General features: G+C 70.5%; 25 protein-coding genes. 13 read left to right on the forward strand and 12 right to left on the reverse strand.

Annotation, left to right across the window (positions count from 1 at the left end; genetic code table 11):
- Positions 1–48 precede the first annotated feature (48 nt).
- A complete protein-coding gene (locus ACH4YP_RS00460; RefSeq protein WP_361052635.1) occupies positions 49–531 on the reverse strand; it encodes a GNAT family N-acetyltransferase in 483 nt (160 codons plus the stop codon).
- A 131-nt stretch (positions 532–662) separates the two neighbouring features.
- Here ACH4YP_RS00460 and ACH4YP_RS00465 point away from each other — a divergent pair, with 131 nt between their 5' ends.
- Positions 663–1,025 carry a DUF1304 domain-containing protein gene (locus ACH4YP_RS00465; RefSeq protein WP_189844178.1) on the forward strand — a complete coding sequence of 121 codons (363 nt, stop codon included), beginning with the start codon at positions 663–665 and terminating at the stop codon, positions 1,023–1,025.
- Positions 1,022–1,600: a TetR/AcrR family transcriptional regulator gene (locus ACH4YP_RS00470; protein ID WP_398488679.1), complete on the forward strand. Its 579-nt coding sequence runs from the start codon at positions 1,022–1,024 to the stop codon at positions 1,598–1,600. Before ACH4YP_RS00465 ends, ACH4YP_RS00470 begins: the two co-directional genes overlap by 4 nt.
- Before the next feature lie 4 nt (positions 1,601–1,604).
- On the opposite strand, the gene ACH4YP_RS00475 is transcribed toward ACH4YP_RS00470, so the two are convergent.
- Together ACH4YP_RS00475 and ACH4YP_RS00480 are read right to left on the reverse strand one after the other, a co-directional pair.
- Entirely contained in the window at positions 1,605–2,474 is an 870-nt protein-coding gene (locus ACH4YP_RS00475; RefSeq protein WP_398489425.1) for a hypothetical protein, read from the reverse strand.
- 91 nt (positions 2,475–2,565) lie between these two features.
- A complete protein-coding gene (locus tag ACH4YP_RS00480) occupies positions 2,566–3,585 on the reverse strand; it encodes a GlxA family transcriptional regulator (RefSeq protein WP_398488680.1) in 1,020 nt (339 codons plus the stop codon).
- Between the two features lie 70 nt (positions 3,586–3,655).
- Here ACH4YP_RS00480 and ACH4YP_RS00485 point away from each other — a divergent pair, with 70 nt between their 5' ends.
- Positions 3,656–4,606 (forward strand): NADP-dependent oxidoreductase, encoded by a 951-nt coding sequence (locus ACH4YP_RS00485; protein WP_361052625.1) that lies wholly within the window; start codon positions 3,656–3,658, stop codon positions 4,604–4,606.
- A gap of 90 nt (positions 4,607–4,696) precedes the next feature.
- Here the strand turns inward: ACH4YP_RS00485 and ACH4YP_RS00490 are convergent, their stop codons facing one another.
- Complete coding sequence (locus tag ACH4YP_RS00490) at positions 4,697–5,806, reverse strand: NAD(P)-dependent alcohol dehydrogenase (protein WP_361052622.1); 1,110 nt, start codon at positions 5,804–5,806, stop codon at positions 4,697–4,699.
- A 56-nt stretch (positions 5,807–5,862) separates the two neighbouring features.
- A complete protein-coding gene (locus tag ACH4YP_RS00495) occupies positions 5,863–7,320 on the reverse strand; it encodes an aldehyde dehydrogenase family protein (protein ID WP_398488681.1) in 1,458 nt (485 codons plus the stop codon).
- A gap of 105 nt (positions 7,321–7,425) precedes the next feature.
- Here ACH4YP_RS00495 and ACH4YP_RS00500 point away from each other — a divergent pair, with 105 nt between their 5' ends.
- The 5 genes from ACH4YP_RS00500 to ACH4YP_RS00520 all read left to right on the forward strand — a co-directional run bounded on the left by ACH4YP_RS00500 (position 7,426) and on the right by ACH4YP_RS00520 (position 11,784).
- Positions 7,426–7,854, forward strand: coding sequence for a MarR family winged helix-turn-helix transcriptional regulator (locus tag ACH4YP_RS00500; RefSeq protein ID WP_398488682.1), 429 nt, complete (start codon positions 7,426–7,428; stop codon positions 7,852–7,854).
- Between the two features lie 188 nt (positions 7,855–8,042).
- Positions 8,043–8,423: an anti-sigma factor antagonist gene (locus ACH4YP_RS00505; RefSeq protein WP_398488683.1), complete on the forward strand. Its 381-nt coding sequence runs from the start codon at positions 8,043–8,045 to the stop codon at positions 8,421–8,423.
- Between the two features lie 337 nt (positions 8,424–8,760).
- The gene (locus ACH4YP_RS00510; RefSeq protein ID WP_266758159.1) at positions 8,761–9,411 is read left to right on the forward strand and encodes a DUF4230 domain-containing protein; all 651 of its coding nucleotides are present in this window, start codon (positions 8,761–8,763) and stop codon (positions 9,409–9,411) included.
- 229 nt (positions 9,412–9,640) lie between these two features.
- Entirely contained in the window at positions 9,641–10,264 is a 624-nt protein-coding gene (locus ACH4YP_RS00515) for a VanZ family protein (RefSeq protein WP_398488684.1), read from the forward strand.
- 248 nt (positions 10,265–10,512) lie between these two features.
- Positions 10,513–11,784 (forward strand): ricin-type beta-trefoil lectin domain protein, encoded by a 1,272-nt coding sequence (locus ACH4YP_RS00520; RefSeq protein ID WP_361052607.1) that lies wholly within the window; start codon positions 10,513–10,515, stop codon positions 11,782–11,784.
- 121 nt (positions 11,785–11,905) lie between these two features.
- On the opposite strand, the gene ACH4YP_RS00525 is transcribed toward ACH4YP_RS00520, so the two are convergent.
- The 5 genes from ACH4YP_RS00525 to ACH4YP_RS00545 form a co-directional block, all read right to left on the reverse strand.
- Positions 11,906–12,367, reverse strand: a complete 462-nt coding sequence (locus ACH4YP_RS00525) for a hypothetical protein (protein ID WP_361052604.1) — start codon at positions 12,365–12,367, stop codon at positions 11,906–11,908.
- Positions 12,368–12,603: 236 nt separating this feature from the next.
- The gene (locus tag ACH4YP_RS00530; RefSeq protein ID WP_189844258.1) at positions 12,604–12,975 is read right to left on the reverse strand and encodes a peptidase inhibitor family I36 protein; all 372 of its coding nucleotides are present in this window, start codon (positions 12,973–12,975) and stop codon (positions 12,604–12,606) included.
- A gap of 2 nt (positions 12,976–12,977) precedes the next feature.
- Positions 12,978–13,721 (reverse strand): hypothetical protein, encoded by a 744-nt coding sequence (locus ACH4YP_RS00535; protein ID WP_361052601.1) that lies wholly within the window; start codon positions 13,719–13,721, stop codon positions 12,978–12,980.
- Positions 13,722–13,724: 3 nt separating this feature from the next.
- The gene (locus tag ACH4YP_RS00540) at positions 13,725–14,090 is read right to left on the reverse strand and encodes a hypothetical protein (protein WP_361052598.1); all 366 of its coding nucleotides are present in this window, start codon (positions 14,088–14,090) and stop codon (positions 13,725–13,727) included.
- A gap of 343 nt (positions 14,091–14,433) precedes the next feature.
- Positions 14,434–14,670, reverse strand: coding sequence for a hypothetical protein (locus tag ACH4YP_RS00545; RefSeq protein WP_200394372.1), 237 nt, complete (start codon positions 14,668–14,670; stop codon positions 14,434–14,436).
- 179 nt (positions 14,671–14,849) lie between these two features.
- On the opposite strand from ACH4YP_RS00545, the gene ACH4YP_RS00550 reads away from it, so the two are divergent.
- The gene (locus ACH4YP_RS00550; protein ID WP_361052595.1) at positions 14,850–15,893 is read left to right on the forward strand and encodes a PHP domain-containing protein; all 1,044 of its coding nucleotides are present in this window, start codon (positions 14,850–14,852) and stop codon (positions 15,891–15,893) included.
- 453 nt (positions 15,894–16,346) lie between these two features.
- Here the strand turns inward: ACH4YP_RS00550 and ACH4YP_RS00555 are convergent, their stop codons facing one another.
- Positions 16,347–16,613 carry a hypothetical protein gene (locus ACH4YP_RS00555; protein WP_361052592.1) on the reverse strand — a complete coding sequence of 89 codons (267 nt, stop codon included), beginning with the start codon at positions 16,611–16,613 and terminating at the stop codon, positions 16,347–16,349.
- A gap of 185 nt (positions 16,614–16,798) precedes the next feature.
- A complete protein-coding gene (locus tag ACH4YP_RS00560; RefSeq protein WP_398488685.1) occupies positions 16,799–18,091 on the reverse strand; it encodes an ROK family protein in 1,293 nt (430 codons plus the stop codon).
- A gap of 166 nt (positions 18,092–18,257) precedes the next feature.
- Between ACH4YP_RS00560 and ACH4YP_RS00565 the strand changes: the two genes are divergently transcribed.
- The 4 genes from ACH4YP_RS00565 to ACH4YP_RS00580 all read left to right on the forward strand — a co-directional run bounded on the left by ACH4YP_RS00565 (position 18,258) and on the right by ACH4YP_RS00580 (position 22,905).
- Entirely contained in the window at positions 18,258–19,574 is a 1,317-nt protein-coding gene (locus ACH4YP_RS00565; RefSeq protein ID WP_361052586.1) for a sugar ABC transporter substrate-binding protein, read from the forward strand.
- Between the two features lie 7 nt (positions 19,575–19,581).
- Positions 19,582–20,571, forward strand: a complete 990-nt coding sequence (locus ACH4YP_RS00570) for a sugar ABC transporter permease (protein WP_361052582.1) — start codon at positions 19,582–19,584, stop codon at positions 20,569–20,571.
- Entirely contained in the window at positions 20,564–21,481 is a 918-nt protein-coding gene (locus ACH4YP_RS00575) for a carbohydrate ABC transporter permease (protein ID WP_361052579.1), read from the forward strand. The genes ACH4YP_RS00570 and ACH4YP_RS00575 overlap by 8 nt, the downstream gene beginning before the upstream one ends.
- Positions 21,482–21,546: 65 nt before the next feature.
- Positions 21,547–22,905, forward strand: a complete 1,359-nt coding sequence (locus ACH4YP_RS00580) for a GH1 family beta-glucosidase (protein WP_361052576.1) — start codon at positions 21,547–21,549, stop codon at positions 22,903–22,905.
- Positions 22,906–22,907 lie beyond the last annotated feature (2 nt).

Raw genomic sequence — 22,907 nt, forward strand, 5'->3', positions numbered from 1 at the left:
AGGGACCGGCCGAGGGTGACCGTCATGGCGACTCACCGAAGGCGACCATCACAGCGGCTGGCCGAGGGTAAGCGTGTGCGGTCCGAAGCCGTTGCGCTCGTAGAACCGGATCGCGTCCGCGTTGGCCGCGTACGCCGTCACCTCCGCCAGCTGGGCGCCCTGTTCCCGTGCCCAGTCGAGGAAGGCCGCCACGAGCCGCGCTCCCGTCAGGGTGCCGCGGTGGGCCGGGCGCACGTACAGGCTGTGCAGGGTGGCTGTCTTCGCCGGGCGCATGGCCGAGCCCTCCGCGACCGTGCCCACGAGGTGGCCCATGACCTCCCCGTCGTGCTCGGCCACGAGCGACAGCCGGGCCGGATCGTCAATGCCCGCGGCGAATCTCTCCGCGCCTTGTGCGAGGGGCCAGTTGATGTCGACGGTCGCGTCCCGGGTGCCCGCGTCCTCGGCGAACAGGGCCGCGCTGGAGGCGACGAGCGCCGGGATGTCCTCGGTGCGGGCCCGGCGTACGACTGGCTGGTCGTGGTGGTCACTCATGGGACAGGACGGTAGTGGCCGGGTCTGACAGTGCCACCGGCCGGCGTTCGTCGACGCGCGGATTTCCTGGACGGCTGTCCATGTATAGTGGACACCTGTCCAGGAAATCCCTTTGAAGGAGCCCACCCCCCATGCAGACACTCGCGAACGTGCTGGTCGGCCTCGTCGCCGCCCTTCACGCGTACATCCTGGTTCTGGAGATGTTCCTGTGGGAGAAGAAGCCGGGGCGCGGGCTGCACGGGTTCGACCCCGAGATGGCGCGGGCCACCGCCGCACTCGCCGCCAACCAGGGGCTCTACAACGGCTTTCTCGCGGCCGGCCTCGTCTGGGGACTGATCGCCGACGACCCCACGGGCTTCCGCGTACAGGTCTTCTTCCTGGCATGCGTGATCGTCGCGGGTGTGTACGGAACCGTCACCGCGAACCGTCGCATCCTCTTCGCGCAGGCCCTGCCCGGCGCGCTCGCCCTGGCCGCCGTCCTCGTCGCCCGGTGAGCTCCGCCCCCAGGGCCGACCCCAGGGCCGAGCGCACCCGGGCCAAGCTGCGCCGGGCCCTCCTCGACGAGTGCGCCCGACGGCCGCTCGCGGAGGTCAGTGTCGCGGCACTGGTGCGCGCGGCCGGGGTCGGCCGGGCCACGTTCTATCTGCACTACGCCGACCTGGAGGCACTGGCCGTCGACGCCTGCGCCGATGTCGTACGGGACGCCGTGGACGCCCTGCACGCCTGGCGGGGCAGGCCGGACCCCAGGTCGGCGCCGGACGCCCTGCTCACGTTCTTCGCGGGCCTGCCCCCTCATGCCCCGCTCTACCGCGCCCTGTTGAGCCCGGGTGGCGGTGGGCCACTCGGCCGCGTGCTCCACCAGGATCTGCGCGCCCGCAGCCTCGCCGAGCGTGAACTCGTCGGTGCGCCGGAGGCCCCTCTCATCGCCTCCGCCGTCGCCGCGACCTTCGCGGGCGTCCTCGCCGACTGGCTGCACGGGCTCCTCGATGCCACTCCTGAGGAGATCGCCCACAAGGTGTGGCGGCTGCTCGTGGCGCTGCACGCGACCCGCTGGGACACCGGCCGGTAGGACGTCAGCCGCAGCCCATCCCCTTCTTCACCGCCGGCCACGCCTCCACCCCGTGGGACGTGCGGACGTACGCCTTCTTCCTGTCGGCCGTCAGCCACAGCTCCCGCTCGCCGTGGCGGTAGCCGGTGTCGCGCGCACCGTCGGGCAGGGTGACATCGCCGTCGTACGGAGCCGTGAGCAGCCCGGACAGCACGCCCTCGGGATCACGGGCGTACAGCGCGCGCTTCGCGCCCTGGCCGAGAGCGAGGAAATGGGCCGACTGCCAGTCACAGTGCTCCGAACCCTGGGAACTGCTGATGGTGGTGACCGGCAGCCGACGTCCGCGCGCGTCGGTCCAGACCTCGTAGCCCTGGTCGTCGGTGAAGCTCTCGGGGAACTCGGCCGGGTCGCACGAGGCGGTCGTCTCCGGGCCCCAACCGGGCCTGTTCGGCTGGTCCTTGGCGACGACGACGGCCACCTTGGTCAGACCCCCGACGTCGTACGAGAACAGCACACGGTCCCCGTCGTCACGCTCCACGCGGTAGCCGGACCTCGGAACGTCCGGCTGCTCGATGTCGAAGTACGCCCGGAGCCCTTCCGCCGGGGTCGAACCGCCGTCCCCCTTGCTCCAGTTGCCCCCGAACCCGCCCGAGTGGATGTCCCCCTCGCACTCCAGGGCCAGCCCCGCCGCACCCGACTCCGCCTCGGTCGCCCGTTGGCTGTCCTCGTCGTACTCCTTGTGCGGCACGCGCAGCGGTCCGGCGTAGGGCGTGGTCGAAGCGGGCCCGCCCGCGATGAGCCCTCCGTCGGTGTGCCCCTTCTCGCTCTCCACCAGCACTGTCACGAGTGTCGCGACCGTCGCGATGCCCGCCACCGCCAGTCCGCCCGCCCTCATCCCCCGCATGACGCCCCCTGCCTGCCGTGTCGGCGTGTCCCTCCTCCGACGCACGAGCCCCGCAGGACGTTCAGGCGGAGTTCGTCGCCCTTCAGCCCTGCCGGGCCGCCTGGAACGTACGCCGGTAGGCCTGTGGTGAGACGCCTATCGCCGCGTGCAGATGCTGCCGGAGCGATGTGCCGGTCGCGAAGCCGACCTCGCCGGCGATCTGGTCCACCGGCAGATCGCTGGCTTCGAGCAACTGCCGTGCGCGGACGACGCGTTGCTGGATGAGCCAGCGGCCGGGGCTCATCCCGACCTCGTCGTTGAACCGGCGGGCGAACGTACGCAGGCTCATCCGGGCATGGGCGGCCAGATCGGCCAGGGTCAGCGGCTCGCCGAGGCGTTCCAGGGCCCACTGGCGGGTGGCCGAGGTGCCCGCGGCCGAGGGTTCGGGCACGGGCTGCTCGATGTACTGGGCCTGACCGCCGTCCCGCCACGGCGGCACCACGCAGGACCGCGCCACCCGGTTGGCCAGCTCGCTGCCGTGGTCCTTGCGCACGAGATGCAGGCAGACGTCCACACCGGACGCGGCTCCCGCCGAGGTGAGGATCGCGTCCTCGTCGACGAACAGCACATCGGCGTCCAGGTCCACGTCCGGGAACATCTTCCGGAACAGCGGGGCCAGCTGCCAGTGCGTGGTCGCCCGGCGTCCGGCGAGCATCCCCGCCGCCGCCAGGACGAAGGCCCCCGTGCAGATGGATACGATCCGGGCGTCCGGCCGGATGGCCGCCAGCGCGGCGGTCACCGCCTCGGGGAGATCGGCGCTGATCCGCGACAGGGCGAACGGCGGGATGACCACGGTGTCGGCCGTACGCAGCGCTTCCGGGCCGTGTTCGACGGTGATCGAGAAGTCCGAGCTGCTGCGCACCGGCTGCCCGTCGACCGTGCAGGTCAGGATCTCGTACCGGCCCTCGGCCGAGCCGAAGACCCGGTTCGGGATGCCGAGTTCGAAGGGGTAGACCCCGTCCAGGGCCAGGACGACGACCCGCTCCACGGGTCCGTCGTACTCCCCGTGCCGGGAGTTCTCAGTCGGGTCGGGGCGCTCCCCGCAGGACGTCTGAAGCAGCATGGCACGATCCTATCGAACAATGGCAATCTTGCCATTTCCTCAGTTGTCGTGGCCCGGCAGGCTGGAGCGCATGAGCACTGAGAACACGATGCGCGCGATCAGTCAGGACGTCCTCGGCGGTCCCGAGGTCCTCAAGGAAGTGGAGCGGGAGATCCCGGGGCCCGGGCCGAGCGAGGTGCTGATCCGGGTGCACGCGGCGGGCCTCAACCCGACCGACTGGAAGCACCGGGCGAACGGCGGCTTCCTCGGGAAGCCGCCGTTCGTCCTCGGCTGGGACGTGTCCGGGGTCGTCGAGGCGATCGGCCTCGGCGTCACCCTCCACAAGCCGGGCGACGAGGTCTTCGGCATGCTGCCGTACCCGTACGGCGTGGGGGCGCACGCCGAGTACGTCACCGGTCCCGCACGGGCCTTCGCACACAAGCCGGCCGAGGTCGACCACACGCAGGCGGGCGCGATTCCGCTGGCCGCGCTGACCGCCTGGCAGGCACTGGTCGACACGGCGGACGTCCGGCCGGGGCAGCGGGTGCTGATCCACGCGGCGGCCGGCGGAGTGGGACATCTCGCCGTGCAGATCGCCAAGGAGCGGGGCGCCCATGTGATCGGTACGGCCAGCGCGGGCAAGCACGAGTTCCTGCGGAGCCTGGGCGTCGATGAGACGGTCGACTATCGCGAGACCGACTTCGCCGAGGTCCTGCGGGACGTCGATGTCGTGCTGGACACGATCGGGGGCGACTACCGGTCGCGGTCGCTCAGGACCCTTCGGCCTGGCGGGCTACTGGTGTCGATCCTGCCGTCCGGGTCACCGGCGCTCGCCGAGGAGGCGCGGGGGCTCGGTGTGCGGGCGGTGGAGCTGCTCGTGGAGGCCGATCAGGGCGGGATGCGGGCGATCGCCGAGCTTGTCGCCGCGGGGAAGCTGCGTGCCACGGTTGCCGAGGTGTTTCCGTTGGCCGAGGCCGCGAAGGCGCATGCGCTGGGCGACACCGGGCGGACCGTGGGGAAGCTCGTTCTTCAGGTTCGGTAGCACCTTGTGGGGCGCGGGTACCACAGGTGGTGTTGAGCTGCGGGCCGGCTGTGGCTGGTCGCGCAGTTCCCCGCGCCCCTTACGGGGTGCTCAGGTGAACGTCAGTACCGGCTTGATCGTCTTGCCCGCGCTCATGTCCTGGACGGCCTGGCCGATGTCCTCGAACGCGTAGGTGCTGATCAGCCGCTCCAGGGGCAGTCGGCCCTCGCGGACCAGTTTGACCAGGGCCGGGATCGCGGTCTGGGTCTCCTGGTCGCCGAGGGTCAGGCCCACCAGCCGCTTGCCGCCGAGCATTCCGTTGACGTCCAGGGCGACCTCGGAACCGAACGGCGGGGCGCCGACGATCACCGCCGTACCGCGGGCGGCGAGCGCGTCCACGCCCTTACGCAGGACGATGACGTTGCCGGTGGTCTCGACGACCCCGTCGGCCCCCGCCCCGCTCGTGATCAGCTGGACCGCCTCGACGATGTCCGCCTCGTTGGCGTTCACCGTGTGGGTGGCGCCCAACTCCCTTGCCAGTTCCAGCCGTTCGACGACCTTGTCGATGGCGATCACGGTGGTCGCGGGCGTCAGCGCCGCGGCCATCACCGCCGACAGACCGACCGCGCCGGCGCCGAGGATCACGATCGTGTCCCCCGTACGGGGTTCAAGGACGTTCCAGACCGCGCCCACTCCTGTCTGTACGCCGCAGCCCAGCGGCGCGAGGGACTCCAGCGGGATGTCCCTGTCGACCTTGACGAGGCTGCGCTCGTCCACCAGCGCCCGCTCGGCGAAGGAGGACTGGCCGAAGAAGTGGCCGCCGAGCGGGGCCCCGTCACGGCTGATGGTGGCGGAGCCGTCGGCGCGGCGGCCGCCGAGGAGGTTCAGCGGCAGCCAGGTGGCGCAGTACGCCGGGTGGCCGTCGCGGCAGTTGCGGCAGGAGCCGCAGGAGGTGAAGGACAGCACGACGTGGTCGCCGGGCTCGACGCCCGCGACGTCCGGGCCGACGGCCTCGACGATCCCGGCGCCCTCGTGGCCCAGTACGCCGGGCAGCGGGAACGGCAGGCCGCCGCTCGCGACACCGAGGTCCGTGTGACACAGTCCCGCGGCCACTATGCGGACCAGGACCTCATGGGCGCGGGGCTCGTCGAGCTCCACGTCGGCGAGGGTGAAGGGCGCGCCCCCGGACTCGACCACGGCCGCGCGAGTGGTGGTGGACATCTGCGAACTCCCTTGAGTGAGGGGTGAGTTGAAGGTGTGCTCTGACTGCGGGGCGCTCAGTCGAACGAGATGACGACGGACTTGACCTTGGTGTAGGAGGCGAGCGCCTCGGGCCCGTACTCGCGGCCGAAGCCGGAGGCCTTGACGCCTCCGAAGGGCACCGCGGGGTCGAGCATCGCCCAGTCGTTGACCCACACGATGCCCGCCTGGAGCCGGTCGGCGACGCGGTGCGCACGGGCGAGGTCGGTGGTCTGCAGACCCGAAGCCAGGCCGTACGGCGTGGAGTTGGCCAGCTCGACGGCCTCGTCCTCGGAGTCGAAGGGCTGCACGGTCAGGACCGGGCCGAAGATCTCCTCCTGGATCACCCGGGAGTCGTTGGACAGGCCCGCGATGACCGTGGGCTTGTAGTAGAAGCCGCCGTTCAGGTCGAGGCGCTCGCCGCCGCACACGATGCGGCCGCCCTCCTTGCGGGCCAGTTCGACGTACTCCTCGACCTTCTTCAGGTGCCTCTCCCCCGCCATCGGCCCGACGACGGTCTCGGGCTGCCGGGGGTCGCCGACCGGTACGCCGGGGACGGCGTCGGCGAGGATGCCGACCACGGTGTTGTAGAGCGGGCGCGCGACGAGCAGGCGCGGGCCGCCCATGCAGAACTGGCCGGTGTTGAAGACGAAGCCCTTGATGACCGCGCCGATGGCCTTCTCGACGTCGGCGTCCTCGAAGACGATGTGTGCCGCGTTGCCGCCGAGCTCCATGGTGACCGACTTCAGGCCCTCGCCGGCGACGCTCGCCGCGTGCCGGCCGACCGCGGTCGACCCGGTGAAGGCGATCTTGTCGACGCCGGGGTTGCGCAGGAGCGCCTCGCCCGCGACCGGTCCCGTGCCGGTGACGACGTTGTAGACACCGTCCGGGACGCCCGCCCTCTGGAGCAGGCCTGCCATGTAGAGGGCGCTGAGCGGGGTCTCCTCGGCCGGCTTGTGCACGACCGTGTTGCCGGCCGCGAGCGCCGGGGCGATCTTCGAGCCCGCGAGGATCAGCGGGAAGTTGAAGGGCGTGATCGCGGCGACGACACCGATCGGGCCGGGCTTGGTGTAGGCGAGGCCGTTGAGCGGGGTGTCCCGGGTCGCGCCGTCCAGGGTCCAGGCGAGGGAGGCGAAGTACTCGTAGTCGTTCGCCGCGTTCGTCACGTCGACGGCGTGGCACAGCGTGATCGGCTTGCCGACGTCCTGGCTCTCCAGGGCCGCGATGTCGTCCGCGTTCTCCCGGATCAGTTCGGCGACGCGGTGCAGCACCCGGCCGCGGTCGCGACCGCTCATCGTGGCCCACGGTCCGTTGTCGAACGCGTCCCGCGCGGCGCGTACGGCCGTGTCGACGTCGGTGGCGGAGGCCTCCGCGACCGTCGTGACCACCTGACCTGTGGACGGATCGAACACGTCCGTACGTGCTCCGTCGGCCGCCTCGCGCCACTGTCCACCGATGAACAGCCGCCCGGGCCCGCTCTCGAAGGTGGTCGTCATTGCCCACTCCTCAGCCTTGATCGCCAAGATTTCAACCAACAGGATTCCTGTTGGTTCGCAGTCTCTTTACAGACAGGTTTCCTGTCAATGCTTTACGCTCAACACATGGTCGTCACCAAGGCACCCCCCTCGCTCCTGTACATGGTCAAGCAGGTGGAGCTCGTCGTGCGGTCCCGCCTCGACGAGTTGCTGAAGCCCACGGGGGTCACAGCTCTGCAGTACACCTCGCTCACCGTCCTGGAGCGGCACGACGGCCTGTCCGCGGCACAGCTCGCACGCGACTCGTTCGTGACCGCGCAGTCCGTGGCCGATGTGATCCGGGCCCTGGAGACCCGCGGCCTCGTACGACGCGAGCGCAATCCCCGCAACCGCCGCGAGCTGCTCATCCTCCTCACCGAGTCTGGCCGCAATGTGCTCGCTCGGCACGCCGAGCCCGTGCGGGAGCTGGAGGAGCGCATGGTCCGGGATCTCACGGCACACCAGACGGACCAGTTCCGGCAGGCGCTGTCGAAGGCGTGGCAGTCGCTGTCCTGAAACTGACGGGCGACACGTCCTTTAAATCGAAGACATATGTCAATCGAACATGCTGAGATTCACCCCATCGGGGGTAACTTGCTGAGTGGGGAACGGTTTGGCGGCCGCCAAACCACACACGGCCGCGTCTACGCCCACGGAACGACGTCACCCTGGTCCCCGGTGACCCTGTTGGAGGTGATGTCGTCGTGCGCAACGACTCCGCGCCGTTCACTCCTCATCTGCGCGTCCACCACGACCGCGGGCACACCGTGCTGGAGTTCCACGGAGAGATCGACATCATCGCGGCGCTGGACATCGTCCCGGCCCTGGACGCGGCCACCGGACACCCGGCAGCGCAGGTCGTGCTCGACCTGCGGCACATCGAGTTCTTCGACTGCTCGGGCCTGCGCCTGCTGTACCGCGCCCGGCGCCGGGTCCTCGCCCGGGGCGGGCAGCTGCACCTGATCTGCACCCACCCGCTGACCTTGCGCATCCTGCACGTGACCGGCCTCGACGACGTGCTGCCTCCGCTGTCGAGCATGGACGAGGCCCTCGGCCGGCCCGAGGCCGCCTCCGAGTCCTTATGACAGCGCGCCGCCACTTGAGGATCTTGGTGCCCTGACCGGCACCCACCGTCATGTTGACGTGCGGCTCGGTCCGCTCGGACCTGGCCTTGGCCGCTGGAAGCCCTCCTGATCACCCGGGTGATGTGAGCGTGCCAGGAATCGTGAAGGCTCACGCGACGCCTGAGGGCGAAGAGCCGGAAGGTGCCTCGTGCGACCGTCCGTTGCTCGTGGTGCGCCCCGGGCAACAACCCTCGCACCAGACGGTCACCGGGGTCATGACGCGGTCGACCATTCGGTCAACACGCCTGTCTGGCCGGGGATTTGAGGGGCACTAGGAAGGAGGAAGGAGGGCGGCCACATGACGACGTCCCTGAAGCGCATGCCCGGATGGGCCAAGATCCTGAGCGCGGTCGTGCTGGTTCTGGTGATACTCGGTGCCGGACTGCAGCTGAGCCTGCTGCCCGGCCTGCGTGACGTGTTCCGCGAGGAAACCCACGACCGGACAGGACCCACACTCCTCAAGTCCATTCAGGACATGAGCCGTTACGACGCCGCCTCGGGCAACTTCCAGGTGGTGGTGGATCTGGAGAAGGACACCAAGTACCTCCCGGACGCGGTCCGCGGCACCCGAACCCTGTACGTGGGCGCGGGCACCGTGGACGCCTACGTCGACCTCGGAAAGATCCGCGACGAGGATGTGAAGGTCAACAAGGACCGCACATCGGCCACGCTCAGGCTCCCGCACGCCGCCCTGGGCAAGCCCGCACTCGACCCCGATCAGTCCTACGCCGTCTCCAAGCAGCGCGGCCTCCTCGACCGGCTCGGCGACGTCTTCTCGGACAACCCGAACGACGAGCGGGCCGTCCAGCGGCTCGCCGCCCGGCACATCGGTGACGCCGCGAAGAAGACCGAGCTGACCGCCCGCGCCGAGGAGAACACCACCGGCATGCTCAAGGGGCTGCTGGGCTCCCTGGGCTTCAAGGAGGTGAAGGTGACGTACGGGTCATGAGCTTCCCGTCATGAGCCTCGACCCATGACTCCGGCCCACGACCTCGGCCTCGCGCACGCTCGTCGACGCGACCGTCGCCTCTCCGGCTCGAACACACCGATCGCCCCGGCACCACGCAGGAAGCCGGGGCGATCGGCGGCTCGGGCCCGGCACACATGTCCTCGGCATCCTCGGCCCCTTCGGGGGTACTCGCCCGTCATCGAACGACAGTTGAAAACTGGAGGGTTGAATGGCCCGCGCAGTGTCACGTCCCCGCACCGCACTACGCCTCCGCTCCACATCTCATTCCGGCGCCAAGAAAGCCAGCCCTCGCACCAAGAAGTCGCGCTCCCCCGCCCCCAAGTCCGATCCCCCCTCGTCGGGGGCTCCGGGTGAACGACGGCCACTTCCCTTTGTCGTACGGTTCCTGGTCATGCTCGTCGCGTTCGCGGCCATGGTGGCCTTCGCCGCCGCGCTGGCCCGGATCACGTTGCAGCCGTCGCCGGCCTCGGAGGCCCTGACGCACAGCAACCTGCATCCGGGCCGTTCCCTGCGCGCCTATCTGGACCAGCCCGAACTGCGCGACGCGTTCAGGCAGATCGGCGGCAACCTCCTCCTCGGCATCCCCTTCGGGGTGCTGCTGCCCGTACTGGTCCCCAAGGTGCGCGGGATCCTGCGCGTACTCCTCCTGACGGCGGCCGTGATGATGATGGTCGAGCTCGTGCAGGGGGCGGTGATCACCGGGCGTGCCTTCGACGTCGACGACGTCATCCTCAACACCAGCGGGGCGCTGGTCGGTTACCTGCTCCTCGGCCGGCGGCTGAACCGCGCGGTACATCCGCGCAAGCGCCGCCGCAAGAACTTGGAGGCGTGAAGGCCTGAAGGCGTGAAGGCTCGAAGGTGTGAAGGCTCGAAGGTGTGAACGCACGGATCCTGGAGCGAGGGGCACGGGGGCTTCAAGGCGTGTGGGCGTGAGGGCAAGCGTCAAGTCGTGAACGAATGGTATGTACCAAAGTCTTGACGCTCCCTTACCTCACCTCTTAAATCAAGAGTCGAAGCACGCACCCCCCACCTCAGTCGGCACCCATCCCCCACAGGGATCGCCGTACGGAAGGGAGAGTCGTGGACTCGCCACGCCTGCTCCGCAGATGCCTCCTCGCCACCCTGTCCGCCGTGCTCCTCGCATCCGCCGCGGTCCTGCCCGCACAGGCGGACGCGGGGCGGACCACCACCGGGAAAGCGGCCCCCGAGCCGAAGGCCGCCGCGGCCGTGACGTTCTCGGACACCTTCGACGGTCCCGCCGGTTCGGGCGTCAACTCCTCGAAATGGCAGATCGAGACCGGCGACAACGTCAACAACCACGAGCGGCAGTACTACACGTCCGGTGCCAACAACGCGGCCCTGGACGGCCAGGGCCACCTGGTGATCACGGCCCGCCGCGAGAACCCGAACAACTACCAGTGCTGGTACGGCCGTTGTGAGTACACCTCGGCCCGCCTCAACACGGCGGGCAGGTTCACGACGACGTACGGCCGGGTCGAGGCCCGGCTGAAGGTGCCGCGCGGGCAGGGCATGTGGCCCGCCTTCTGGATGCTCGGCAACGACATCGGGCAGGTCGGCTGGCCGAACTCGGGCGAGATCGACGTCATGGAGAACGTCGGCTACGAGCCCTCGACGGTCCACGGCACCCTGCACGGCCCCGGCTACTCCGGCTCGGGCGGCATCGGCGCCGCCTACTCGCTGCCCGGCGGCCAGGCATTCGCGGACGCCTTCCACACCTTCGCCGTCGACTGGAGCCCCGACGCGGTCACCTGGTCCGTGGACGGCAACGTCTACCAGCGCCGCACCCCCGCCGATCTGGGCGGCAGGCAGTGGGTGTTCAACAAGCCGTTCTTCCTGATCCTCAACCTCGCGGTGGGCGGCTACTGGCCGGGCGACCCGGACGGCTCGACCTCGTTCCCCCAGCAACTCGTCGTGGACGAGGTGAAGGTGACGACGAGCGACGGCTCCGGTGGCGGTGTGCCCATCCGGGGGCTCGCGGGCAAGTGCGTCGATGTGGCCGGGGCAAGTTCCGCCAACGGCACGCCCGTTCAGCTCTACGACTGCAACAGCTCCGCCGCCCAGCAGTGGACCGTGGCCTCCGACGGCTCGATCAGGGCGCTGGGCAAGTGCCTGGACGTCACGGGCAACGGCACCGCGGACGGTTCGACCGTGCAGCTCTGGGACTGCGGGGGCGGGGCCAATCAACGCTGGGTGGTCACCGCGGCAGGCGACATCGTGAACCCACAGGCCGACAAGTGCCTGGACGTGACGGGTAACAACTCCGCCAACGGCACACGGCTCCAGATCTGGACGTGCTCGGGCGGAGCCAACCAGAAGTGGACCGTCGGCTGACCGGCCGGAACGACTGACCGAAGCGGGAGCACCACCCGCCGGTGCGGGAGCACCACCCGCAGCCGGTGCGGGCGTACGGCCGACTGACGCGGGAAGCCGGCCGTACGCCCGCACCGGCCTGTCAGCCGGTCGCCCCGCAGTCCGTGTCCTGCAGCTGGATCGGCCGCGTGGCGTCCAGACCGACGTACGCCGTGAAGGTCGCCGTGTCCTCGCCCTGCTCGCCCCAGTGCGTGGTCACCGTGGCGTAGCCGACACCCGCGGACTGGGCCGTGCTGACCGGGCCGATGTCGATGGACCGCGGCTCGTTCTGCGCGCAGAGCAGGACGTCGACGCCCTCGCTCTGCGCGACCTTCTCCTTCAGGTGCTCGGAGATGCCGTACTTCCGGGCGAAGTCGCCGGGCCCGTGGTCGCCGTAGAAGTCCCCGAGGAAGGTGTGGATCTCCTCAGCGGTGTAGCGGCCGTTCGGGTCCACGGCAGGTGCGGCGGAGGCCGGTGCGGTGGAAGCGAGTCCGAGTCCGAGGACGGCCGCGCAACCGAGGGCGAGCGCGACGGGCCTGGTCGGGCGCGTGACGGTGCGGAACATGTGAGGTACCCCGTTTTTCCTTGCTGTGCCCATGAGTTTGGGCTGGTCACAGGAGCAGACCCGCCGCCCCCCGGCGGGCGTTGTGCTCTCCTCCGTCGCTGTTGCCGTTCCCGGACAGCTACCGCACATTCGTCACGAACCCCGTCGTGCGACCCGTTCGTCACGCGGCACGCCCGATCGCTCGGGCGTGCCGCTCCCCTCCTGAGGTCACCCGTCGGGCGCGCGGCCGGTGGCTGTCAGCAGTTCATGGCCCACGTGTGCGAGTCGCCCCGGTCGTTGGCCACGCCGTTGTAACCGACCTCCTGTCCGGGTGAGAGGCAGATCGTCATGTCGCCGCCCTGCCCGGAGTTCTCGTACACCCTGACGTGGTCCTTGATGCCGGGTCCGGAGATGCCGTGGTTGGCCCAGGAGGAGTCGGTGTCGGCGATCCAGCTCTCCCACCAGCCGTCGTCGCCCGACCAGTTGGCTCGCTGACCGGCGAAGTTCGCGTTCTCCCAGACGCAGAACTCACCGCTCGGACAGCTGGCGGCGCCGGCGGGCGAGGCCAGGGCCAGACCGCCGCTCAGGGCGAGGACGGCCGCGGCGGCGGAGACGGCGAAGCGCTTGATGATCACGAAGGGGAACTGCCTTTCTCTCGGTTCTCCGGAACGGTCCGCTCGGCGTACAGATCCGCCGCGCGGTGCAGTGCGCGGGTGCGCAGCTGCCGGTAGGTGGTCAACTGGTCGCGCCGGTCGGCGCGGACCTGGTCCAGCAGGGCCGGTGCCAGCCGGGCGCGCACCTCGTCGAGGCCGCTCTCGCGTGCGCAGCGCGCGGCGACGGACGGGGTGGGCCGCTCGGGCCCGGAGCCCTCGTCAGGTGTGGCGCAGTGGGCCCAACGGCCGTGCGCCGCGCGGTAGTCGGGGTCGTCCTTCAGTCGCAGCCCGGCCTCGGCGCGGAGGTTGTTCACGACGACCTCGGCGCGGAACCAGCGCCGCTCGTCCCCGTACAGCTCGCGCTGCGCGGCGGCGAGGCAGCCGTCGGTGTGCGCCTTGACGGTGTATCCGGTGGCGAGGGTGATGGACAGTTCGGGACGGCCGCGGCCGAAGAGGGCGTCCTGCATCCGCCGATCCGCGGCGTCGCCCTTTCCGTCCCTCTGCCGTTCGCCGACGGCTACTTTCGAGGACAGTCCCCGCCCGGCCAGGCACCGTTCGACGAGAACCTGCTGAGCGGCCTTGATGAGGTCGTCCCGCTCCCGCTGGGTCCTGGGCAGCGCGGGCGCGTCCCGTCCCCCGCCGGTCGTCGCGGCGCAGCCGCCCAGCGTCAGCAGCGCCAGGACGGCCAAGGCGGCGGCGCCGAGCGCACGCGGCAGTCGCACGGCTCAGCCGACCTCGCAGCCCATCGTGGTGTCGGACACCCCGTCGAGCCGGGCGCCCCAGGGCCAGTTGTCGGCCAGGTCGTGCGCCCGGATCAGCCGGTAGTAGCAGGTGCCGCGGGCCCAGTCGATGGCGTACACGGCGGTGTCCGCGTCCGAGCGGAACGAGGCCGCCTTGTCGTGCACGGACTCCGGTACGTCCGTATCGCCCGGTGGTGTGTAGCACCAGGACGTGCCGTGCTGTCCGGCCCCGGTCCAGAAGCACACGGAGCCCGCGGCGGGTGCCGTGGGCGCGGCCGTCGTGGCGGGAGCCGCGCCCAGGACGGCGACGGCGGCGAGCAGGGCACCGGGCAGGGCGAGGCGACGGAACATGACGACTCCAGTCGTACGAGGGAGGGATACGCGCAGGGCGACCGGGCCGGATCGTGATCACGGTGACCGCCAAGATCAAAGTGCCCTAGTGGGAGCGGTCCCATGCGCGGCCACGCTCGCCTCCCGACACCTGCCGATGCACGAAGCCGTCCCGTCCGCGACGGCTCACCACGGCGCGAAAACCCCAGGTCCGCGCGCTCCCCCGAGCATTCACCCGAACAGCGGACGAGACGCACAGCGCGCCCCGGGCAGGGGCGCGGGGCTGGGACACCATGCGGCTCCGCCGCGCGGGCGCGACAAGCCCCCACCGGCCCGCGGTGTACCCACGCTCCCCGGCGGACCGCTAGCGCAGATGCCAGGTGAGCTTGTCGCCGCCGACCCACCGCACCACCGCGGGGTCATCGGCGTCATGCACCGGAATCCCGTACGCCGCGGCGGCCATCAGGACGTCCGTGAAGCTCCTGGCCTCGCCGATGACAGCGCCGTCGATCTCCACGATACGGAAGGGCGGATCGCCGGGCTGAACGCCCAGGACCGTGATCCGGGGGTGCGAGATGTAGGGGCTTGCGATTTCAGTCATGATCCCACCGGTTCCACACGCGTGCCGCCGATAAGCCTGCCCGGGCGGCGCTGTCGGTCGTCGTGGCACTCGGCGGCGCCGGTGTGCCCGGCGTCCGTACGAGGTCGCAGTTCATGGTGGCACAAGGCGGCCATGTCGGCTGCCGTGCGGGCCGCGGCCGGCTGCGCCACGCTGGAGCCATGGACCCGGCCGAGGCCCTGGACCGGATCGCGTTCCTGCTGGAGCGGTCCCTGGCCCCCACCTACCGCGTACAGGCGTTCCGCACGGCGGAGGGCGTGGTCACGGGGCTGCCCGCCGACGAGGTGGCCCGGCGGTCCGCCGAGAGGTCGCTGGAGTCCCTGAAGGGCATCGGGCCGAAGACCGCGCAGGTGGTGCGCGAGGCGCTGGACGGACAGACGCCGGGCTATCTGGAGAAGCTGGAACAGGAACAGGCGGCAGCGGGCCCTCTCGTGCGGGGCGGGGAGGAACTGCGGGCGCTGCTGCGCGGCGACTGTCATCTGCACTCGGACTGGTCGGACGGCGGCAGCCCCGTCGAGGAGATGGGCCGTACGGCGGCGCGGCTCGGGCACGAGTATGCGGTGCTGACCGACCACTCGCCGCGGCTCACGGTGGCGCGCGGGCTGTCCCCCGAGCGGCTGCGGGAACAGCTCGCCCTCGTCGCGGAACTCAACGAGCACTGGGCTCCCTTCCGGCTGCTCACCGGAATCGAGTGCGACATCCTCGACGACGGGTCCCTGGACCAGGAGCCCGAACTGCTGGACCGGCTCGATCTCGTGGTCGTGTCCGTGCACTCCAAGCTGCGGATGAACGCGGCCGCGATGACGCGCCGGATGGTCGCCGCCGTACGCGATCCGCACTCCGACGTACTGGGGCACTGCACGGGGCGGCTGGTCACCGGGCGTGGGCGGCCCGAGTCGGAGTTCGACGCGGACGAGGTCTTCGCCGCCTGCGCGGAGACAGGCACGGCGGTCGAGATCAACAGCCGCCCGGAGCGGCTCGACCCACCGCGCCGGCTGCTCCGCCGGGCGGTCGCAGCGGGTGTGCTGTTCTCCGTGGACACCGACGCCCACGCGCCCGGTCAGCTCGACTGGCAGGTGTACGGATGCGCGCGGGCCGAGGAGTGCGGGGTGCCTCCGGAGCGCGTGGTCAATACCTGGACCGCGGAGGAGCTGCTGGCGTGGACGGGGCGTCGTGAGACCCCGTCGGGCGTGCCCGGTCCCTGACCGCCGCCTCCCCATGGCGGCTCATCGGCCGCGACCGCTCCGCCGCCCCGTCGGGCGCACCTCCACGCTCGTGACACACGTCACGGGAAAACGCCGAGCGGAGCTGGGAACACTCACCAGTAGTTTCCCGTTGAATGAACTGTGGGTGCGGATGGAACAGTGTCCCCGGGCCTCACCTTCCGCCCACAGGGAAGATCGTTCGGCTGAAGCCCTGTGGAGCATTCCGCCGAGAGGCGACCGCCATCCGTGGCCACCCACAGACGGCCCCGACCGTGATTCCCCCGTCCGGTCGGGGCCTTTCCCTTTCTCCGCCTCTCCGCAGAACTCACGGGCGTGAACGCCTTCGCCTGAGCACCCGCCCGACCACGACCGCGCGGGCCGGTGACGTCCGGTTCGCCGCAGACCCCCTGAGCGGCGCGGGGCTGTGACGTCACGCGGCTCCGCCTCGTCCGCTCAGGCCGGAGACTCCTCCGGCCCCGGGTGTTCGGGGTGCACGGTGCTGCTGGAGTGCTCGTCGCCCCGGCGTCGTGTGCCCGCCTCGTCGGTGTCGGGGATGTCGGTGTGCTGCTCCGGCGCGTCCTCGGCGGAGCCCTCGCGCCGCGTGGGGTCGGCGGGCGTGATGTCCCAGCGGTCCCCGCCCTCCTGGGCCTGCTGGTCCGGCATGTCCCGGGGGACGGGACCCGCGTCCTCCTCGGGCCTCTTCGTCCGGTCGTCGCTCACGGCGCGCTCCCCTCCTCGTCGGGTGAAACTCCTGGCCGACCCGAACTCCCGGCCCGGTGGCACTCCCCGCCCGGCGGCACTCCTCGTCGGACGGAACCCTTTGCCGGACGGACCGGACGGAACTCGTCCTTGTCGGCCCTGGTGCGGGTACCTGCCGACGCGGCCGGTGAAACCCCCGGAGGGCGTCAGTGCGGGGAGCGTTCCTCCATGGCCGCGCGCCATGCCGGGAGCTGGTTGTCGCCCGGTACGGGGCCCGGGCGTCGTCCGCCGCGGGCGAAGAAGTCGGCGAGCGGGAGGATCGCGGCGCCGACCGTGACCGCGTCGGGGCCGAGGGCGCCGAGCTCGATGGTGACCCGCTCGGCGGGATGGCGCAGCGCGTACGAGACGGCGTGTTCGCGGACGGCGGGCAGGAAGCGGGAGCCGAGCTGGAGTCCGGCCCAGCCGCCGATCAGGATGCGCTCGGGCTGGAAGAGGTTGATCAGGTCGGACAGGCCCGCGCCCAGGTACTCGGCCGTCTCCTCCAGCACGGCGAGCGCCATCGGGTCGGCCGCCGAGCCGTCGGCGGGATAGGCGGCGGCAAGCATCGCGGTGAGGGCGGTCTCCTCGTCGACCCGCTTCGGTGGCCGTCCGCCCGCCTCCTCCCAGCGCTCCAGGAGGGCTTCGGCACCCGCGTAGGCCTCCAGACAGCCGAGCGCACCGCACCGGCAGCGGCGCCCCCTGACCCGTACGGTCAGATGCCCCCACTCCACGGCCCGACCCCGCTCCACGTCGTCCGTGACGAGACTGGCGCCGACGCCGGAGCCGAAGAGGACGACGACCGCGTTGTCCGCGCCGCGTCCGGCGCCGAACCACATCTCGGCCTGGCCGAGCGTCTTGGCTCCGTTGTCGGTGAAGTACGGGACGGAGTCCGGGAGCCCGCAGGCGGTTCGGAGCAGGGACTCCAGCGGGACGGCCGGCCAGCCGATGGTCTGGCCGTGCACCACGGCGCCCTCGGCCGGGGTGCGCTCCACGATCCCGGGCACTCCGATGCCGACGCCCAGCAGCCTCTCCGGGGCGATCCCGGCGGCGCCGAGGACCTCCGCGATGCCGTCGCGGATGTGGCCGACGATGACGTCGACGTCGTAGCCCTGATGCTCCAAGGGCCGTTCCGTGCGGGCGAGTTCGGTGAGGGTCAGGTCGAAGAGCTCGACGCGTACGCGGGTCTCGCCGACGTCCACGCCGATCATGTAACCGCTGGCGGGGGCGACCCGCAGCAGAGTGCGTGGGCGGCCCCCGTCCGAGTCGACGCTGCCCGCCTCCTCCACCAGACCGTCGGCGACGAGCTCGGCGACGACATTGCTGATGGAACCGGAACTCAGTCCGGTGGCCGGGCCGAGCTCGAAGCGGCTCATCGGCCCCTCGAAGTAGAGCCGCCGCAGCACAGCTGTGCGATTGCCCCGCCGCAGGTCACGCACCGTGCGTCCGTTCCGCCCCGCCATGTGGTTCCTTCCCGCCGTCCCCCGACCTGCAAGATACCGCTGCGCCATCCCTTGACGCGAGTTTCCTCCGCGTCTTAACTCACGTTCTAAATTAAGCCGTGAGGGTGTTCGGGAAGTGAACGCGGGGCCCTCGCGCATCGCCCTCCGGGAAGGGACGCCAGACGTCATGCGCAGAACCCGAGCCGCGGCCGCGAGCGCGGTCACCGTCTCACTGCTGGCCGCCGTGACCGCCTGCGGCGGTGGCTCGTCGACGGACGGCGGGTCCAACGACTCGCCGAAGACGCTCACCTACTGGGCCTCCAACCAGGGTCCGAGCATCGAGGCCGACAAGAAGATCCTCACGCCCGAGCTGAAGAAGTTCGAGAAGGACACCGGGATCAAGGTCGAGTTGGAGGTCATCCCCTGGTCCGACCTCCTCAACCGCATTCTCGCCGCGGCCACTTCGGGCCAGGGCCCGGACGTCCTCAACATCGGCAACACATGGTCGGCCTCGCTCCAGGCGACGGGGGCTCTAGTGCCCTGGGACGCCGAGAACTTCGGCAAGATCGGCGGCAGGGACCGGTTCGTCGGGTCGGCGCTCGGTTCGGCCGGGGCGACCGGTTCGGATCCGGCGGCGGTGCCGCTGTACTCGATGGCGTACGCGCTCTACTACAACAAGAAGATGTTCGCGGACGCGGGGATATCCGGGCCGCCCGCCACCTGGGACGACCTGGTCGCCGACGGGAAGAAGATCTCCAAGGACGGCAAGTGGGCGCTGGGCGCAGAGGGTTCGAACCCGTCGGAGAACATCCACCACGTCTTCGTCCTCGGCAAGCAGCACGGCGCCGACTTCTTCGACGCCGACGGGATGCCCGACTTCACCTCCGACGGGGCCGTCGCGGCGGTCAAGCAGTACGTCGACCTGATGGGCAAGGACAAGGTCGTCGCGCCCGGCAACGCCGAGTACGCGCAGAACCAGTCGCTGCGGGACTTCGCCAAGGACAAGACTGCGATGGTGCTGTGGCAGACCGCCGCGACCACGCTCAAGGCACACGGCATGAGCGCCGACGAGTGGGGCGTCGCGCCGGTGCCGGTCCAGTCCGGCAGCCCGGGGGCGGACACCGCCGTCAACTCGATGGTGGCGGGCATCAACCTGGCCGTCTTCAAGAACACCGACAACATCGACGGCGCAGTGAAGTTCGTGAACTTCATGACGAGCGCGGACGAGCAGACGATCCTCAACAAGACCTACGGGTCGATCCCGCCGGTCAAGGCGGCCCAGCAGGACCCCGCGTTCAACACGCCCGCCCTGAAGGTCATCCGGGACACGCTCGCCAAGAGCGCGGCCCCACTGCCGCAGGTGCCCAACGAGTCGCAGTTCGAGACGGCGGTCGGCACAGCCGTGAAGGAGCTGTTCGCGGAGGCGGCGGCCGGACGGCCGGTGACGACCGCCTCGGTCGAGGAGAAGCTCTCCGAGGCTCAGCAGCAGATGCCGAAGAAGTGAGCGTTCGATGACCGTGACCGCTCAACCCGCGGTCGGGGAGGAGGCGTTGCCCGGTGCGACGGGGCCGACCCCGCGCCGCCGCACCGGGCGAGTACGCCGTATCGCCCTGCCGTATCTGCTCCTGCTGCCCGCCCTGCTGCTCGAACTCCTCGTGCATCTGGTGCCGATGGTCATCGGCATCGTGATGAGCTTCAAGGAGCTCACGCAGTTCTACATCCGCGACTGGGGCGCCGCGCCCTGGGCGGGGTTCGACAACTACAGCCTGTCCGTGGACTTCGACGCGCCCGTCGGCGAGGCGCTGCTCCACTCCTTCGTCGTGACCTGCGCCTTCACCGTGCTGTCCGTCGGCCTGTGCTGGCTGCTCGGCACGACGGCCGCGGTCTACATGCAGGAGACGTTCCGCGGGCGCGGCCTCCTAAGGGCGATCTTCCTCGTCCCGTACGCGCTTCCGGTCTACGCGGCCGTCATCACCTGGGCGTTCATGTTCCAGCGTGACAACGGCCTGGTGAACCACGTGCTGCACGACCAGCTGGGCCTCACCGACAGCCCGTCCTTCTGGCTGATCGGCGACAACAGCTTCGTCGCGCTGCTCGTCGTGTCGGTCTGGAAGGGCTGGCCCTTCGCCTTCCTCATCGTGATGGCGGGCCTGCAGAACATCCCCAAGGAGCTGTACGAGGCGGCGGCCATCGACGGGGCCGGCATGCTCCAGCAGCTCCGCCGCATCACGCTGCCCTCGCTGCGGCCGGTCAACCAGGTGCTGGTCCTGGTGCTCTTCCTGTGGACGTTCAACGACTTCAACACGCCGTACGTGCTGTTCGGCAAGGCGGCTCCGGAGGCGGCGGACCTGATCTCGATCCACATCTACCAGTCGTCGTTCGTGACTTGGAACTTCGGGACGGGGTCGGCGATGTCCGTGCTGCTGTTGCTGTTCCTGCTGGTCGTGACGGGCGTCTACCTCGCCCTGACCTCGCGCGGACGGAGGGCCGCCGATGTCTAGCCAGTCACTGTCCAAGGAGTCGTCCAGCCAGTCACCGCCCAAGCGGTCGCTGTCGGCGCCGCGGTCGCCGATGGCCGCGCCGCGCTCCTTCCTCTGGTCGCGCCGGATCTTCCTCACTCTGCTGACCGGCTTCGTCCTGCTGCCCGTGTACGTGATGCTGTCCAGCTCGCTGAAACCGCTGCAGGACGTGTCGGGCGAGTTCCGCTGGGTGCCCAGCGGGCTGACGATCCGCCCCTACATCGACATCTGGTCGACCGTTCCGCTGGCCAAGTACTTCGTCAACTCGCTGATCGTGGCGGGCACGGCGACGATTCTCTCGGTGATGATCGCGATCTTCGCCGCCTACGGGGTGAGCCGCTACCGCTTCCGCGGGAAGCGCCTGTTCACCGTGACCGTGCTGTCCACCCAGATGTTCCCCGGGATCCTCTTCCTGCTCCCGCTGTTCCTGATCTACGTGAACATCGGCAACGCCACCGGCATCGCACTGTTCGGCTCGCGGATCGGTCTGATCCTCACGTATCTGACGTTCTCGCTGCCGTTCTCGATCTGGATGCTGATCGGGTACTTCGAGTCGGTGCCGCGGGACCTGGACGAGGCGGCGATGGTGGACGGCTGCGGGCCGCTCGGCGCGCTCTTCCGGGTCGTCGTGCCCGCCGCGGTCCCCGGGATCGTCGCGGTCGCGGTGTACGCGTTCATGACCGCGTGGGGCGAGGTGCTGTTCGCGTCGGTGATGACCAACGACACCACCCGCACGCTCGCCGTCGGCCTCCAGGGCTACGCCACACAGAACGACGTGTACTGGAACCAGGTCATGGCCGCCTCGCTCGTCGTGAGCGTCCCCGTGGTCGCCGGGTTCCTGCTGCTCCAGCGCTATCTGGTCGCAGGGCTCACCGCCGGGGCCGTGAAGTGACCGACTCCGCCACCTCCCGCGTCTCCTCCGTGCGCTCCGACTCCCCCTTCTCCGAAAGGACTTCTGTGACCATCGACCTCGCCGCGCTCCCCCAGGACTTCGTGTGGGGGACGGCCACGTCGGCGTACCAGATCGAGGGTGCCGTCGCCGAGGACGGCCGCTCGCCCTCCATCTGGGACACCTTCTCGCACACGCCGGGACGGGTGGACGGCGACGACCACGGGGACGTCGCCTGCGACCACTACCACCGCTGGCGCGAGGACATCGCCCTGATGAAGGAGCTGGGCACCAACGCGTACCGGCTGTCGGTGGCCTGGCCGCGGGTCGTGCCGGGCGGCGACGGTCCGGTGAACGCCAAGGGGCTCGACTTCTACGACGCGTTGGTCGACGGCCTGTTGGAGGCGGGGATCACCCCGTCGGTGACGCTCTACCACTGGGATCTGCCGCAGGTGCTCCAGGACCGGGGCGGCTGGCCCGAGCGCGACACGGCGTACCACCTTGCGGCGTACGCGACGGCCGTAGCCGAACGTCTCGGTGACCGGGTCCGGCACTGGACGACCCTCAACGAGCCGCTGTGCTCCGCATGGATCGGCCACCTGGAAGGGCTGATGGCTCCCGGGCTCACGGATCTCACGGCGGCCGTCCGCGCCTCGTACCACCTGCTGCTCGGCCACGGCCTCGCCACGCAGGCGATCCGCGCCGCGGCCCCGGGCGCCGAGGTCGGCATCGTCAACAACCTCTCCAGCATCGAGCCGGCCACCGACCGCCCCGAGGACATCGCGGCGGCCCGGCGCGTGGACGGCCACACCAACCGCTGGTGGCTCGACCCGGTGCACGGCCGCGGCTTCCCGGCGGACATGCGCGAGGCGTACGGAGTCGAACTGCCCGAGCGGGCGGGCGACTTGGCAACGATCGCCCAGCCGCTGAACTGGCTGGGCCTCAACTACTACTTCCCGTCGGCCGTGGCCGACGACCCCGGCGGCCCGGCTCCGTTCGCCCGGTCGGTCCGCCGGCCGGGCATCCCGCGCACGGGCATGGACTGGGAGGTCGACGCGTCCGGCATCGAGAGCCTGCTGCTGCGCCTCACCGACGACTACGGCGCCCGGCGGCTGTACGTCACCGAGAACGGCTCCGCCTACCCGGACGTCGTCCGCGCCGACGGTACGGTCGACGACCCCGAGCGCGCCCTGTACCTGGAACAGCATCTGGCTGCCTGCGCGTCGGCCGCCCGCAAGGGGGCTCCACTGGCGGGCTACTTCGCCTGGTCGCTGCTGGACAACTTCGAGTGGGCGTACGGCTACGACAAGCGTTTCGGGCTCGTGCACGTCGACTACCGGACGCAGCGGCGCACGGTGAAGGGCAGCGGGCGACGGTACGCGGAGATCATCCGGGAGCACGGCGGGAGGGCGCGGAGGGCGGCCTGAGG

The organism is Streptomyces sp. NPDC020747, assembly GCF_044334695.1.
Classification (GTDB): Bacteria; Actinomycetota; Actinomycetes; order Streptomycetales; family Streptomycetaceae; genus Streptomyces.